This window comes from Rahnella sp. Larv3_ips (genome assembly GCF_003697865.1).
Taxonomy (GTDB): domain Bacteria; phylum Pseudomonadota; class Gammaproteobacteria; order Enterobacterales; family Enterobacteriaceae; genus Rahnella; species Rahnella rivi.
This window is the reverse complement of the sequence record NZ_MJIB01000011.1, coordinates 179,739-193,808: the sequence shown is the minus strand read 5'-3', so window position 1 is coordinate 193,808 and position 14,070 is coordinate 179,739. Positions and strand designations below refer to the sequence as shown.

The following is a 14,070-nucleotide window of genomic DNA, read 5'->3' as shown; positions in this document are numbered from 1 at the left end:
GCTGATTATCATCACGGTGTGCGCGTTGTTGAAATCAATGACGGCACCCGCGTTATCTCCACCGTTTCCACCGCCATCATCGGGATGGTCTGCACCAGCGATGATGCGGACGCCGACGCGTTCCCGCTCGATACGCCGGTGCTTATCACCAACGTACTGACCGCCGCAGGCAAGGCCGGTAAAACCGGTACACTCCGCGCCTCATTGATGGCAATCGCCAACCAGGCTAAACCCGTTGTCGTTGTCGTGCGCGTGGCAGAAGGTGACACCGAGGCGGAAACCACCTCGAACATCATCGGCGGCACCGACGCCACCGGCATGTATACCGGCATGAAAGCCCTGCTGTCTGCCCAAACCGAACTCGGCGTGAAGCCGCGCATCCTCGGCGTGCCGGGGCTGGATAATCTGGACGTCGCAACGGCGCTCGGTGCCGTCTGTCAGCAACTGCGCGCCTTTGGCTACGTCAGCGCCTACGGCTGCAAAACCGTGTCAGATGCCATCAAGTACCGGGAGAATTTCAGCCAGCGTGAGCTGATGGTTGTCTGGCCGGATTTCGTCGCCTGGAACACCACCACGAACGCCAGCGACATCGCGCCCGCCACCGCCTATGCCCTCGGCCTGCGTGCCAAAATCGACGCCGAAACCGGCTGGCATAAAACCCTGTCAAACGTCGGCATCAACGGCGTCACCGGCCTGTCTGCCAGCGTCTACTGGGATTTACAGACCACCGGCACCGACGCCGATCTGCTGAACCAGGCGTGCGTCACCACGCTTATCCGCAAAGACGGCTTTAAGTTCTGGGGGCAGCGCACCTGCTCTGACGATCCGCTTTTCCTGTTTGAGAACTACACCCGCACCGCGCAGGTGCTGGCGGACACCATGGCGGAGGGGCATCTGTGGGCGGTGGATAAACCCGTTACCCCGACGCTTATCAAAGACATGATTGCGGGCATCAACGCCAAACTGCGCGAGATGAAGACCGCCGGTCTGATCATTGACGGTAACTGCTGGTATGACCCCGAGGCGAATACCGTCGAAACGCTGAAAGCGGGCAAGCTGTTCATTGATTACGACTATACGCCGGTGCCGCCGCTGGAAGATTTAACCCTGCGTCAGCGCATCACCGATCAGTACCTGGCGACGTTCGCCACGTCCGTTAACAGCTAAGAGGCGCTTAAAAAATGGCACTGCCTAAAAAACTGAAATACCTGAACCTGTTTAACGACGGGAACAGCTACCTCGGCCTGGTCAGCGCGCTGACGCTGCCGAAACTCACCCGCAAGCTGGAGAACTATCGCGGCGGCGGCATGACCGGTTCAGCTTCCATTGATTTCGGCCTGGACGACGACGCGCTGACCTTTGAATGGACGGTGGGCGGCCTGGATGAATTGGTGCTTAAGCAGTGGGGCGCGGTCGATGCCGTGCCGCTGCGCTTCGCCGGTTCCTTCCAGCGTGACGACACCGGCGAAACCTCCGCCGTGGAAGTCACCATGCGCGGACGCCATAAAGAAATGGATTTTGGCGAGTACAAACAGGGTGAAGACACGGAAACCAAAGTCACCACCCAGTGCACCTATTTCAAGCTCACGATCGACGGCAAAGACATGATTGAAGTCGATACCGTGAACATGGTGGAGATCGTCGGCGGCGTTGACCGCGTGGCGCAGCACCGTAAAAACATCGGCCTGTAATCCTTAACCAGCGCCGCCCGGCGGCGCTCACTTTTCCTTTTGAATGAGAGACACCGCTATGTCAGAACACAATGAAAACATCGTTACCCTGGAAGAACCGATCAAGCGCGGCGAGACTGAAATCAGCCAGGTTGAAATCATCAAGCCGAACGCCGGACACCTGCGCGGGATTGGCCTCGCCTCCCTGGCGAACGCCGACGTTGACGCGCTGACCGTCATTCTGCCGCGCATCACCTTCCCGAATCTGACCACGCAGGAATGCAAAACCCTCAATCTGCCCGACCTGATTGCACTGGCGGGCAAGGTGATCGGTTTTTTGTCGCCGAAATCGGAACTGTAAAAATACCCCCACACCTGCAAGTGGACGATCTGATGGCGGACGTCGCGGTGATTTTTCACTGGCCGCCGTCAGAAATGTACCCCATGACCCTGACCGAGCTGCTGGTGTGGCGTCATAAGGCCATGCAGCGCAGCGGAGCCGACAGTGAGTAATTTAAAATTAGAGGTGCTGTTAAAGGCGGTTGACCAGGCGACCCGCCCGTTTAAAGCCGTTCAAAATGCCAGCAAATCCCTGTCTAACGATATCCTCGGCTCGCAGGCCACCCTCAAAGACCTGAACGCCCAGGCCGGGAAGATTGAGGGATTCAGGAAATCCAGCGCCCAGATGGCCGTCACCAGCCAGAAGCTGAAAGAGGCCAAAGCCGAGGCGGCGGCGCTGGCGATCCAGTTCAGGAACACCGCGAACCCGACCCGTGCGCAGACGCAGGCCATGGAGTCAGCGAAGCGCACCGCCTCAGAGTTGCAGACCAAATTCAACGGCCTGCGGCAGTCGGTGCAGCGTCAGCGTGCCGAACTGTCCGAGGCCGGGATCAGCACGCGCAACCTGTCCGAGTCTGAGCGCCGACTGAAAGCCTCCATCAGCCAAACCACCGCCCAGCTCAACCAGCAGCGGGAATCTCTGGCACGCGTCAGCGCGCAGCAGGCCAGGCTGAACGCGGTCAGCGCCCGTTATGAGCGCGGCAGGGCGGCGGCGGCAGGCGTACGCAACGGCGGCGCGGCGGCGCTTGGCGTGGGAACGGCTGCCCTGTATGCCGGTAGTCGGTTGATGGCACCCGAAGTTCAAAGCCAGCGCAGCGGCGCGCTGATTGCCGCGCGTCAGGGTGAAAACTCTGCGAAGGGTGGCGATTACACCCAGGTTATTCAGCGCATTAACAGTTCGGGCGTCAGTGAAGATATTGAAAAAATCACCGAAGCCGTGTCTGCGGTTCGCAGCACCCTTGGCACCATGGGGGATGTAGGCTCCGCAGAGTTGGAGCGCATCACCCGTAAGGCGCTGGATATGCAAACGGCCTTTGGCGGTGAAACCGCTGAAAGCATCCAGATAGCCGCCATCATGATGAAAAACGGGCTTGCGGGCAGCAGTGACGAGGCGCTGGATCTGATCACCGCCGGGATGCAGCGCGTCTCTGCACAAATGCGCGGAGAGATGCCGGAAATCCTGCACGAGTATTCCACGCACTTTCGCAACCTCGGATTTAGCGGTGCTGAGGCGATGTCACTGCTGATCGATATGTCGAAACAGGGGAAGTTCGCCCTTGATAAAACCGGCGATGCGATTAAAGAGTTCAGCATTCGCGGCTCTGATATGTCAAAAGCCAGCGTGTCGGCTTATGAGGAAATCGGGCTGAATGCCGGAAAAATGTCGCGGGCAATAGCCAAAGGCGGCGCCGGGGCGCGGACGGCGATGCAAAAAACGGCCAAAGGGTTGTTATCCATCAAAGACCCGGCGGCGCGGGCAAATGCGGCCATCGCGCTGTTTGGGACGCCGATTGAAGATTTATCTATCGACCAAATCCCCGCATTTCTCGGCGCGCTGGCGGGAACTAAGGATCGTCTCGGGGATGTTAGCGGCGCGGCTGAGAAAGTGGGCGATACGCTGCGGGATAATTTAACCGGCGACGTTGCGCGTCTGCAAGGCAGCTTTGCCCGGCTGCGCTTTACCGCGTTTAAAGAAATGGATGGTCAGTTGCGCAAGCTCACGCAAACCGCTACCGCTTGGCTGGATAAGCTCAACGTTTGGGTAAGCGCTAACCCTAAGCTTGCGGCAAACCTGGTGACTGTCGCCGGGGGTGTTGCGGGGCTGGTTGCCGTGCTGGGTGCCGTCGGGTTGGTGGTCTGGCCGGTGATGACCGGTATCAACGCGCTGATCGCGGGTGCAGGATTTTTGAGTGCGGGGTTCAGTATCGCGGGCAGTGCCATTGTTGCCGCCATCGGCGCGATAACCTGGCCGGTGGTTGCCGTCGGTGTTGCTATCGTCGCCGCAGCGTTGCTTATTCGTAAGTATTGGGAGCCGATCAGCGCCTTCTTTGCCGGTGTGGTGGAAGGCTTAGGCATTGCCTTTGCGCCCATTGCACAACTCTTTGCGCCGCTAAAACCGGTCTTTGACTGGTTAGGCGAAAAGCTGAAAATGGTTTGGCAGTGGTTCAAAGACCTGATCGAGCCAGTGAAATCCACGCAGGAAACGCTGAATAACTGTAAGGACGTCGGCGTGAGGTTCGGGCAGGCCATCGCCGATGCGCTGAACGCACCGTTGAAGGCATTCAATAAGCTGCGTCAGGGCGTGGACTGGCTTTTGGAAAAGCTCGGCATCATTAAAGATGAATCGGCGGACATTGATAAAAACGCCGCAAAAGCCGACGGTCGTTCATCGTACGGCGGGAATGCGCCTGTTGAAAATAATCCCCTGGGTAATCCTAATCCCTTTGCGCCTCCGGCGGATGTTTTCATGGGTGGCAGCTATGCCCCCATGTCAGCAGGCGGCGGGCGCAGCTATGTCGACAGGAGTACGCACCATTATCAGATTGCCGCCGGTGCCGGTTTGGGTGGGCAGGATAACAGCCGCCAAATCCGCGCCGAGCTGGAAGCCCGTGACCGCGCACGCGCCGCGCAACAACGTTCCCGCATGGATCACGATTAAGGAGATATCCGCATGATGTTAACGCTCGGACTGTTTGTTTTTCAGTTGCAGACCGTCCCCTATCAGAGTTTGCAGCGCGACGTTGATTACCGCTGGCCGGTGAATAACCGCGTCGGCCTGCGCCCGCTGCCGCAGTTCCTCGGCGTGAATGAGGAAAAAATCACCCTGACCGGCGTGCTGATGCCGGAAATCACCGGCGGCAAGTTGTCGTTGTTGGCACTGAACCTGATGGCCGATGAAGGTAAGGCGTGGCCTCTGCTGGAGGGCAGCGGCAGCATTTACGGGATGTTCGTGGTAAACAGCGTCAGCGAAACCCACACGGAATTTTTCTCTAACGGCGCGCCGCGAAAGATAGAGTTCACGCTGACGCTCACCCGCGTTGATGAATCACTGGCGGCGATGTTCGGCGACATGAAAGCCCAGGCCGACGGACTGCTGGATCAGGCCGGTGGCTTAGCCGATAAGCTGGGAGGCCTGCTGTGATTACGGACATGACCATCGGAGCCGGTGCGCAGTTTGCGCCGGACTTCTCCGTGACCGTGGCCGGGAAGGACATCACCCAGGATGTGAGCAACCGGCTGATTTCGCTGACGCTCACGGATAACCGGGGCTTTGAGGCTGACCAGCTCGACATCGAGCTGAGCGACACCGACGGCCAGCTGGAGATGCCGCCGCGCGGTGCCGTGATAAACATCGCGCTCGGCTGGAAGGGGAAGGCGCTGACGAACAAGGGCGATTTTACCGTGGATGAAGTGGAACACCGGGGCGTCCCGGACACGCTGACCATTCGCGCCCGCAGCGCAGACTATCGCGGCAGCCTGAATTCTCGCCGTGATAACTCTTACCACGACACGACGCTGGAGGCCGTGGTGTCCGCCGTGGCGGCGCGCAATAACCTCAAGCCCGCGGTGGCTGAGCCCTTCAGGGACGTGAAGGTGTCGCACATCGACCAGACCCAGGAAACCGACGCGAAATTTATTACCCGCCTGGCCGAGCTGAACGGCGCGGTTGTCGCCATCAAGGCGGGCAGTTTGCTGTTCATCAAGCCTGGGGCGGCAAAGACCGCCAGCGGTAAGCCTATCCCGCAGATGACCATCGTGCGCAGCGACGGCGACGGGCACACGTTCAACATTGCCGATCGCGGGGCTTATACCGGCGTGTCGGCAAGCTGGCTTCACACCAAAGACCCGAAGCCTAAAAAGGTGAAGGTGCAGCGGAAAAAGAAATCACAATCTCTGAGCAGCGTGCAGCACCCCAATGCGAAAAAGGTCAGCGCAAAGGTGGCGAAACCGCCGGAGGCCAAAGAAGGTGATTACCTGGCGGGGAGTGATGAAAACGTGTTTGTCCTGACCACCATCTACGCCACGCAAAAGGCCGCCATGCGGGCAGCGCAGGCGAAATGGGACAAACTCCAGCGCGGTGTCGCAGAGTTCTCGATCTCCCTGGCTCGCGGGCGTGCTGATTTATTCCCTGAAACGCCGGTGGCGGTGTCCGGTTTTAAATCCGTGATCGACGCGCAGCCGTGGATTATCAGCAAGGTGACACACAGCCTGGGCAATAGTGGGTTTGTAACGACGCTGAATCTGGAGGTGTTGTTGTCGGATGTGAATTATGAGGCGAGCGGGGGCGATAGATTGTGAATGATGAATACAAAGTTTCTTTATTAGTTTCAAAAAAATAATCAGAAACAATAAAATAACCTAATTACTATAGGGAAGAGTAGGTATATAAGAAGGCAAACCCATACTGCCTTCATAAACCAACGCGCACGACGCCAGATATAGCGTTCTCTTTCGTTAGCTTCACGAATCGCACTTTGTATATCGTCCTGATTTGTCATCTCATCCACCGTGGGTAATTATCCCTGTTATGTAAAACACTGTAATCCCAGATGTATGTTTAAAGCAATCACATACAATGATTACATCTGATTCAAAATGATTTAATGGTGATTACTATGATGCACTGCCCCAAATGTCAGCACGCTGCCCACGCCCGTTCAAGCCGCTACCTCAGCACTAATACCAAAGAGCGTTATCACCAGTGTCAGAATATTAATTGCAGTTGCACGTTTAAAACCCACGAGTCGATCGCAGATATCATTGTTGAGCCAGGAACGGTTCACGCTGTTCAACTGCATCCAGATAAACATCAGCAGCAGTCCTTCCAGATGCACTGAAAACACATTTCAACAGAAGCCCGCGAAAGTGGGTTTTTTTTACATTTTTGCTAAAAAGGAAAGGAGGAACCGGTTAAGAGAATCGCCACCCGTGAAAATGCATCGCCATTTCATCGCCACTGAAAAATGGAAACAAAAAAGCCACTTCGCGAGAAGTGGCTTAATTATATGATTCTAAAGCTAAAATTTGGTGGCCCTTGCTGGACTTGAACCAGCGACCAAGCGATTATGAGTCGCGTGCTCTAACCAACTGAGCTAAAGGGCCGAGGTGCGGGATTATACGGTAAACTTTGCTCAGAGGTCTATATGTGTTCGGTGTGTATGCGCGTTTTGTGCGCAGTTGCAGCATATTGTGATCGTTAACTATTTTATCGATAATCACTGTAAATACGTTTCAGGGCAAGATTATGATTACTGATATTATTGATAAGGATCTGACCGTGGTTTTTTGCGGTATCAATCCTGGTCTGTCGACGGCGCACCACGGTTATCATTTTGCTAATGCCAATAACCGGTTCTGGAAAGTTATCCATCAGGCCGGGTTTACTGAGCGTCTTCTTAAACCTGAAGAAGAGCAGCATCTGCTGGATACCGGTTGTGGTATCACCATGCTGGTAGAGCGCCCTACAGTGGAAGCGACTGAACTGGTGCGCGATGAGCTGCGGGAAGGCGGGGCGGCACTGACAGAGAAGATTGAACGCTATCAGCCGCGGGCGCTGGCGGTGCTGGGCAAGCAGGCTTTCAGTAAAGCCTTTGGTATCAGCAAGGTGAACTGGGGGCGTCAGGCTCTGAAAATCGGTGACACAGAGGTCTGGGTGCTGCCTAATCCCAGCGGGCTGAATCGTGCGACACTCGACAGCCTGGTCGCGTCTTACAAAGAATTGTATGACGCACTGAACGCCTGAGACGTCAGATAGACAGAATAAAAAAGCCCCGCCACTTCCAGAGAAGGGCGGGGCTTTTTAATGGCTGTCAGCCTGGGGACGACTAGTCGTCCAGGAAGCTGCGCAGCACTTCAGAGCGGCTTGGGTGGCGCAGTTTACGCAACGCTTTCGCTTCGATCTGACGGATACGCTCACGGGTTACGTCGAACTGTTTGCCCACTTCTTCAAGCGTGTGGTCAGTGTTCATATCGATACCGAAACGCATACGCAGAACTTTCGCTTCACGTGCGGTCAGGCCAGCCAGTACGTCGTGCGTTGCAGAACGCAGGCTTTCAGACGTGGCAGAATCCAGTGGCAGCTCGAGGGTGGTGTCCTCGATGAAATCACCCAGATGCGAATCTTCATCGTCGCCGATTGGCGTTTCCATGGAAATTGGCTCTTTCGCAATTTTCAGCACTTTGCGGATTTTGTCTTCCGGCATCAGCATACGTTCAGCCAGCTCTTCCGGCGTCGGCTCACGGCCCATCTCTTGCAGCATCTGGCGGGAGATACGGTTGAGTTTGTTGATCGTCTCAATCATATGCACCGGGATACGGATGGTACGCGCCTGGTCGGCGATGGAGCGGGTGATAGCCTGACGGATCCACCAGGTCGCATAAGTTGAGAACTTATAACCACGGCGATATTCAAACTTATCAACGGCTTTCATCAGGCCGATGTTACCTTCCTGAATCAGATCAAGGAACTGCAGACCACGGTTGGTATATTTCTTCGCGATAGAAATAACCAGACGTAAGTTTGCTTCAACCATCTCTTTCTTGGCGCGACGGGCTTTCGCTTCGCCGATCGACATACGACGGTTAATGTCTTTGACCTGTTCAATCGTCAGGCCTGTTTCTTCTTCGATCTGACGCAGTTTCATCAGGCCGCGCTGCACGTCTTCGGTGACTTCTTTCAGCTTCTCAGACCATGGTTTACCCATTGCCAGAGCCGCATCAAACCAGGTATCGCTGGTTTCGTTACCGGCGAACAGATTGACGAAGTTTTTCTTCGGCATTTTGCACTGTTCAACGCACACCTTCATGATCAGACGTTCCTGAGTACGGACGCGATCCATCATGGAACGCATGCTGTTGACCAGGAAATCGAACTGTTTAGGCACCAGACGGAACTGTTTAAACACATCGGACAGCTTCAGAATTTCTTCAGCAGCGCTTTTGTGGTTACGGCCATTTTTCTTGATAACGGCACGGGTCGCTTCGTGTTGTTCACGCAGATCGGTGAACTTCTGGCGCGCCAGTTCAGGATCGATGCTGTTGTCGTCTTCAGCATCGTCGTCATCTTCTTCATCGTCGTCGTTGTCGTTCTGCTCTTCGGTGGTCAGTTCAGAACCCACGTGAGTGGCGGTCGGCGCGATTTCTTCTTCAGCGTTAGGATCAACAAAACCGGTGATCAGATCAGACAGACGAGCTTCACCTGCTTCCACACGGTCATATTGTTCTAACAAATAGGTGATAGCTTCAGGGTATTCAGCAACGGAGCACTGCACCTGATTGATACCGTCTTCGATACGTTTGGCGATGTCGATTTCGCCTTCACGGGTCAGAAGTTCAACGGTACCCATTTCGCGCATGTACATACGCACAGGATCGGTAGTACGACCAATTTCGGATTCAACGCTTGAAAGTACCTGTGCCGCGGCTTCTGCAGCATCTTCATCGGTATCAGGGCGGTTTTCGGCCAGCATCAAATCATCGGCGTCCGGCGCTTCTTCAAGAACCTGGATGCCCATGTCGTTAATCATCTGGATGATGTCTTCGATCTGATCGGAGTCGACGATATCTTCCGGCAGATGGTCATTGACCTCAGCAAAGGTCAGATAGCCTTGCTCCTTACCACGGGTGACAAGTAGCTTAAGCTGTGACTGCGGGTTTTGCTCCATAAGACGGTATCCACACTTCAGAGTATTTGGGTTCGTGTCGGTCGGGTGATATCGCCAACAATAACGTTAGGGGCGTTTATTGTGCCGCGGCCCACCAGGGCGGCTCTGCGCAGGGCCATGCCCCGCTTTTAATCGGCACTTAAGCCGTGTTCTGAGATAGCGCCTCACGCGCTACCGATATGTTCTAATTTTTAGTTCTTTCTCGCTAATACCTGATTCAGGGAACTGACTTCTGTGCGTTCCTCCGGGCTCAGGCCGTGCGTCCTGGCTTTTGCTATCAAGGTTTCAAGCCGTTGCTCTAAAATTGAGTCATACAGGCTGGCGAGCGTGGCACGAAATTCTTCTTCGACCATGTCCTCTACGATCATGTGGTTCCATGTCGCCAGAGTTTCAAGCTGTTGGTAGAACTTATTGTCGCGATAAAGTTCCAGTAACTGGCCGGTTGTCAGCCCCGGTTGGGCTAAGCAAGTGCTGACTAACTCGCTGAACAAATCCAGTCCAGGTTGCTTCGCTTGTTCCAAACCTTGCAGCGAGGGTATAAGTGTAGCCAGTTGTGGATTTTGTACCAGTAACCCTATAAGTATACGCATGGTTGTGCGTTTTAGCTGGGGCGCCTGATAGCTATTGCCATTCTCGGCCTGTTTGGGCATCAGCTTTTCGAGCTGACTGTCATCCAAAATGCCGAGCTTGTTCCCTAACTGCTGACGCAAATACATGCGCAATGTTTCACCGGGTACCTGACGGATCAGCGGCAATGCCAGCATACTCAATTTGGTCCGCCCGTCAGGGCTGCTCAAATCGACCTGCGGCATCAGCGAATCAAACAGGAATGTGGACAGCGGCATTGCCTGTTCCATTCGTTGTTCGAACGCGTCTTTACCTTCTTTGCGCACCAGAGTGTCCGGATCTTCGCCGTCGGGTAAAAACATAAACCGCAGCTGACGCCCATCATTGAGATACGGCAACGCTGTTTCCAGCGCACGCCACGCGGCTTCGCGCCCTGCACGGTCACCGTCATAACAGCAGACGACGGTATCCGTACTGCGGAACATCAGCTGAATATGGTCGGCCGTGGTGGATGTCCCCAGTGATGCGACGGCATAATCAATGCCGAACTGCGCCAGTGCCACGACGTCCATATACCCTTCAACCACCAGCAAACGCGTCGGAGTCGGGTGTTTCAATTGCGCTTCATAAAGGCCATAGAGCTGGCGGCCTTTATGGAAAATTTCAGTTTCCGGTGAGTTGAGGTATTTCGGGGTACCGTCACCCAAAACCCTGCCACCAAATGCAATCACGCGGCCACGCTTATCGCGGATCGGGAACATGACCCGTTCGCGGAAGCGATCATAGCTGCGTCCGTTGTCATTGGTGACCAACATACCGGCGTCAATCAGTGATGCTTTGTCATCGGCATTTTTACCAAAACGCTTTAAGGCGTTGTCCCAACCCGGCGGGGCGAAACCGATGGCAAAATGTTGGATGACGTCTGCACTTAAACCACGCTGGGCAAGATATTCCCTCGCGGGTGCACCTGCAGGTTGTTTAAGCGACTGTTGATAGAACTCGCTGAGCGGGGTCATCAACTGGTAGAGGCTTTGACGCTGGTGGCGTTCCATCTGGCTTGGACCCGTGCCTGCTTCATACGGCACTTCCAAACCTTGCATTGTCGCCAGTTCCTCAATGCTTTCGACAAACTCAAGTCTGTCATAGTTCATCAGGAAATCGACGGCATTGCCGTGGGCACCACAGCCGAAACAGTGATAAAACTGCTTATCGCCATTTACGGTAAATGAGGGTGTTTTCTCATGGTGGAAAGGGCAGCACGCGTGATAGTTTTTACCCTGTTTCTTGAGCTTTACTCGGGCGTCGATCAAATCGACGATATCGATGCGGGCCAGCAAGTCATTGATAAATACGCGCGGAATTCTCCCAGCCATAAGCCCCTTACTCACTAGCCTATAAACGAGAACAAGCCGCGCATCCCTTTCGGAAAGCACGGCCTTCGTATGCTACTACGCAGTCTGCGCGTTCTTAATATTGCAAATCACGCGATTGGGGTTACCCCCGAAGATTAATACAGACGAGTGCGACGTGCGTTTTCGCGAGCCAGTTTCTTGGCGTGGCGTTTTACTGCAGATGCTTTAGCGCGTTTACGTTCAGTAGTCGGTTTTTCATAGAACTCACGACGACGAACTTCGGCTAATACACCTGCTTTTTCGCAGGAACGTTTGAAGCGACGCAGAGCTACGTCGAACGGCTCGTTTTCACGTACTTTAATTACAGGCATGTGCCTCTCACCTCGATAAAATCGGTTTGTTTGCTGATGTTGTACCAGCACATTTCAAAATGGTGCGGAATTTTACTCCAATTCGCGTCGCCTTGTAAAGCATAACGGCAAATTGAAACGGGTGCTTTCTGCAACCCTTCTGCAACATTGTGCGCTCGCTTTTGCGTCGGGCGCCGATTATATACCAATCAACCCAAATTGCTCGACATTAATTGGCCGTAACGATGATTGATACTGAGGGGGGAAGTAACTGGCGGGAATGACCACGCGGATGCAGCGCCCGCAGGTGCTTGTGTGCTAAACTGCGCGCCGCAAGTTAGCCTGAAACTATGACGGAAAGAGTGATGCGAGTACTGGGTATTGAAACGTCCTGCGATGAAACCGGAATTGCAGTTTATGACAGCGAAGCCGGTTTGTTAGCTAACCAATTGTATAGTCAGGTAAAACTGCATGCAGATTACGGCGGCGTCGTGCCAGAACTGGCCTCGCGAGATCACGTCCGTAAGACAATACCTCTGATTCAGGCTGCGCTCAAAGAAGCCGGGCTGACCGCACAGGATATTGATGGTGTCGCGTATACCGCAGGCCCTGGCCTGGTCGGCGCGTTGCTGGTGGGGGCGACCATTGGCCGCTCTCTGGCATTCGCCTGGAATGTGCCCGCAGTGCCCGTCCATCACATGGAAGGCCATCTGCTGGCGCCAATGCTGGAAGATAATCCCCCTGACTTTCCGTTCGTTGCGCTGCTGGTGTCTGGCGGTCATACGCAGTTAATCAGCGTCACAGGGATCGGTGAATACACCTTGCTGGGCGAATCCATTGATGATGCGGCAGGCGAAGCGTTTGATAAAACAGCAAAATTGTTAGGTCTGGATTATCCCGGCGGCCCGCTTTTGTCGAAAATGGCGTCCGAAGGCGTGGCTGGGCGATTTACGTTCCCGCGTCCGATGACCGATCGTCCCGGACTGGATTTCAGCTTCTCGGGCCTGAAAACTTTTGCGGCGAATACCATTCGCGGCAATGACAGCGATGCGCAAACGCATGCGGATATCGCGCGTGCTTTCGAAGATGCCGTCGTGGATACGCTGGCGATTAAATGTAAACGCGCGCTGGAACAGACCGGTTTTAAACGGCTGGTCATGGCCGGTGGTGTCAGTGCAAACCGTACGCTGCGCGCAAAATTAGCCGAGATGATGACCAAACGCGGTGGCGAAGTTTTCTATGCCCGCCCTGAATTTTGTACCGATAACGGCGCGATGATCGCCTATGCGGGTATGGTTCGGTTGAAAACCGGTGCAACGCCAGACCTGGGCGTAACGGTTCGCCCGCGCTGGCCTTTGGCTGAATTACCGCCGGTCTGAGCAAACCGATGCTGTCAAATTCAGGCGTTACAGGGGTATAAACCCATAAAAAAACGACCCACATGAGGTCGTTTTTTTTATGTCTGCAATGCGGGTTATTCGTCTTTATTGTCTTTCGCCGCTTTACGTTTCTTTTTCAGCTTATCCCAGATTTTCCCTTCCTGACCACGCCACAGGCGCTGAATATTGTCGTGATGGCGCAACAGAATCAGACATGAAAGCATGGCCACCGGGAAGGTGAATTCGGGTTTAAACCACCAGACATAAAATGGTGCAATCAGCGCGCTCACGATGGCGCCAAGTGACGAGTAACCACTCAGCAGCACTGTCAGCAGCCATGTACCGGTCATCAGGCCGGTCAGGTCCCAGCCGATAGGGGCGATAGCACCGAAGGCTGTCGCCACGCCCTTGCCACCTTTAAAGCGGAAGAAGACCGGGTAAATGTGACCGAGGCAGGCCGCAATGGCCGTCAGGCCAAGATACATCGGTGGAATGTGGAAACTGTAGGCAAGCCAGACGGGAAGCATACCCTTGAGCACGTCGAAGATCAGGACGGCAGCGGCAGCCAGGCGTCCGCCCAGCCGCAACACATTTGTCGCGCCGGGATTACAGGATCCTGCGGTGCGTGGATCAGGCAAACGGGCTACCCGGCAGACCAGAATCGCACTGGAAATCGAGCCGCAAAGGTAGGCGAAAATAATCATTCCAAGCGCGGTAGCACTCATAAAGCCGTTCCGTCTAATAAGGGT

14 protein-coding genes and 1 tRNA gene are annotated in these 14,070 nt (G+C 54.8%); 10 read left to right on the top strand and 5 right to left on the bottom strand.

Annotation, left to right across the window (positions count from 1 at the left end; translation table 11 throughout):
- From ED901_RS15785 to ED901_RS15750, 8 genes are all read left to right on the top strand, one after another.
- Nucleotides 1–1,167, top strand: a 1,167-nt coding sequence (locus ED901_RS15785; RefSeq protein ID WP_162997884.1) for a phage tail sheath protein, incomplete at its 5' end; no start/stop codon positions are given.
- A 14-nt stretch (nt 1,168–1,181) separates the two neighbouring features.
- Nucleotides 1,182–1,691, top strand: a complete 510-nt coding sequence (locus ED901_RS15780) for a phage major tail tube protein (protein WP_122096479.1) — start codon at nt 1,182–1,184, stop codon at nt 1,689–1,691.
- A gap of 58 nt (nt 1,692–1,749) precedes the next feature.
- The gene (locus tag ED901_RS15775) at nt 1,750–2,031 is read left to right on the top strand and encodes a phage tail assembly protein (RefSeq protein ID WP_122096478.1); all 282 of its coding nucleotides are present in this window, start codon (nt 1,750–1,752) and stop codon (nt 2,029–2,031) included.
- A gap of 32 nt (nt 2,032–2,063) precedes the next feature.
- Entirely contained in the window at nt 2,064–2,183 is a 120-nt protein-coding gene (locus ED901_RS15770) for a GpE family phage tail protein (protein WP_056773047.1), read from the top strand.
- On the top strand, nt 2,176–4,668 hold the full coding sequence (locus ED901_RS15765; protein WP_122096477.1) for a phage tail tape measure protein: 2,493 nt from the start codon (nt 2,176–2,178) through the stop codon (nt 4,666–4,668). The genes ED901_RS15770 and ED901_RS15765 overlap by 8 nt, the downstream gene beginning before the upstream one ends.
- A 12-nt stretch (nt 4,669–4,680) precedes the next feature.
- Nucleotides 4,681–5,151, top strand: coding sequence for a phage tail protein (locus ED901_RS15760; protein WP_122096476.1), 471 nt, complete (start codon nt 4,681–4,683; stop codon nt 5,149–5,151).
- Nucleotides 5,148–6,308 (top strand): phage late control D family protein, encoded by a 1,161-nt coding sequence (locus ED901_RS15755; RefSeq protein ID WP_122096475.1) that lies wholly within the window; start codon nt 5,148–5,150, stop codon nt 6,306–6,308. The genes ED901_RS15760 and ED901_RS15755 overlap by 4 nt, the downstream gene beginning before the upstream one ends.
- A gap of 317 nt (nt 6,309–6,625) precedes the next feature.
- Nucleotides 6,626–6,847: a DNA-binding transcriptional regulator gene (locus ED901_RS15750; protein WP_072158112.1), complete on the top strand. Its 222-nt coding sequence runs from the start codon at nt 6,626–6,628 to the stop codon at nt 6,845–6,847.
- 188 nt (nt 6,848–7,035) lie between these two features.
- On the opposite strand, the gene ED901_RS15745 is transcribed toward ED901_RS15750, so the two are convergent.
- A tRNA-Ile gene (locus ED901_RS15745) sits at nt 7,036–7,112 on the bottom strand.
- A 142-nt stretch (nt 7,113–7,254) separates the two neighbouring features.
- Here ED901_RS15745 and mug point away from each other — a divergent pair.
- Nucleotides 7,255–7,752 carry a G/U mismatch-specific DNA glycosylase gene (gene mug, locus ED901_RS15740; protein WP_056773022.1) on the top strand — a complete coding sequence of 166 codons (498 nt, stop codon included), beginning with the start codon at nt 7,255–7,257 and terminating at the stop codon, nt 7,750–7,752.
- 82 nt (nt 7,753–7,834) lie between these two features.
- Here the strand turns inward: mug and rpoD are convergent, their stop codons facing one another.
- From rpoD to rpsU, 3 genes are all read right to left on the bottom strand, one after another.
- Nucleotides 7,835–9,673 (bottom strand): RNA polymerase sigma factor RpoD, encoded by a 1,839-nt coding sequence (gene rpoD / locus ED901_RS15735; protein WP_056773019.1) that lies wholly within the window; start codon nt 9,671–9,673, stop codon nt 7,835–7,837.
- 191 nt (nt 9,674–9,864) lie between these two features.
- Nucleotides 9,865–11,613 carry a DNA primase gene (dnaG, locus tag ED901_RS15730; RefSeq protein WP_056773016.1) on the bottom strand — a complete coding sequence of 583 codons (1,749 nt, stop codon included), beginning with the start codon at nt 11,611–11,613 and terminating at the stop codon, nt 9,865–9,867.
- 134 nt (nt 11,614–11,747) lie between these two features.
- Nucleotides 11,748–11,963 carry a 30S ribosomal protein S21 gene (rpsU, locus tag ED901_RS15725; RefSeq protein WP_001144069.1) on the bottom strand — a complete coding sequence of 72 codons (216 nt, stop codon included), beginning with the start codon at nt 11,961–11,963 and terminating at the stop codon, nt 11,748–11,750.
- 344 nt (nt 11,964–12,307) lie between these two features.
- Between rpsU and tsaD the strand changes: the two genes are divergently transcribed.
- The gene (gene tsaD / locus ED901_RS15720; RefSeq protein WP_122096474.1) at nt 12,308–13,321 is read left to right on the top strand and encodes a tRNA (adenosine(37)-N6)-threonylcarbamoyltransferase complex transferase subunit TsaD; all 1,014 of its coding nucleotides are present in this window, start codon (nt 12,308–12,310) and stop codon (nt 13,319–13,321) included.
- Nucleotides 13,322–13,416: 95 nt separating this feature from the next.
- On the opposite strand, the gene plsY is transcribed toward tsaD, so the two are convergent.
- Nucleotides 13,417–14,046, bottom strand: coding sequence for a glycerol-3-phosphate 1-O-acyltransferase PlsY (gene plsY / locus ED901_RS15715; protein ID WP_122096473.1), 630 nt, complete (start codon nt 14,044–14,046; stop codon nt 13,417–13,419).
- Nucleotides 14,047–14,070: the final 24 nt, after the last annotated feature.

What these genes read in the sequence shown, in the direction of transcription:
- dnaG (WP_056773016.1), bottom strand. Translation starts at nt 11,613, where the DNA reads ATGGCTGGGAGAATTCCGCGCGTATTTATCAATGACTTGCTGGCCCGC.
- ED901_RS15770 (WP_056773047.1), top strand. Translation starts at nt 2,064, where the DNA reads ATGGCGGACGTCGCGGTGATTTTTCACTGGCCGCCGTCAGAAATGTAC.
- ED901_RS15780 (WP_122096479.1), top strand. Translation starts at nt 1,182, where the DNA reads ATGGCACTGCCTAAAAAACTGAAATACCTGAACCTGTTTAACGACGGG.
- plsY (WP_122096473.1), bottom strand. Translation starts at nt 14,046, where the DNA reads ATGAGTGCTACCGCGCTTGGAATGATTATTTTCGCCTACCTTTGCGGC.
- ED901_RS15760 (WP_122096476.1), top strand. Translation starts at nt 4,681, where the DNA reads ATGATGTTAACGCTCGGACTGTTTGTTTTTCAGTTGCAGACCGTCCCC.
- mug (WP_056773022.1), top strand. Translation starts at nt 7,255, where the DNA reads ATGATTACTGATATTATTGATAAGGATCTGACCGTGGTTTTTTGCGGT.
- ED901_RS15750 (WP_072158112.1), top strand. Translation starts at nt 6,626, where the DNA reads ATGATGCACTGCCCCAAATGTCAGCACGCTGCCCACGCCCGTTCAAGC.
- ED901_RS15775 (WP_122096478.1), top strand. Translation starts at nt 1,750, where the DNA reads ATGTCAGAACACAATGAAAACATCGTTACCCTGGAAGAACCGATCAAG.
- rpsU (WP_001144069.1), bottom strand. Translation starts at nt 11,963, where the DNA reads ATGCCTGTAATTAAAGTACGTGAAAACGAGCCGTTCGACGTAGCTCTG.
- tsaD (WP_122096474.1), top strand. Translation starts at nt 12,308, where the DNA reads ATGCGAGTACTGGGTATTGAAACGTCCTGCGATGAAACCGGAATTGCA.
- rpoD (WP_056773019.1), bottom strand. Translation starts at nt 9,673, where the DNA reads ATGGAGCAAAACCCGCAGTCACAGCTTAAGCTACTTGTCACCCGTGGT.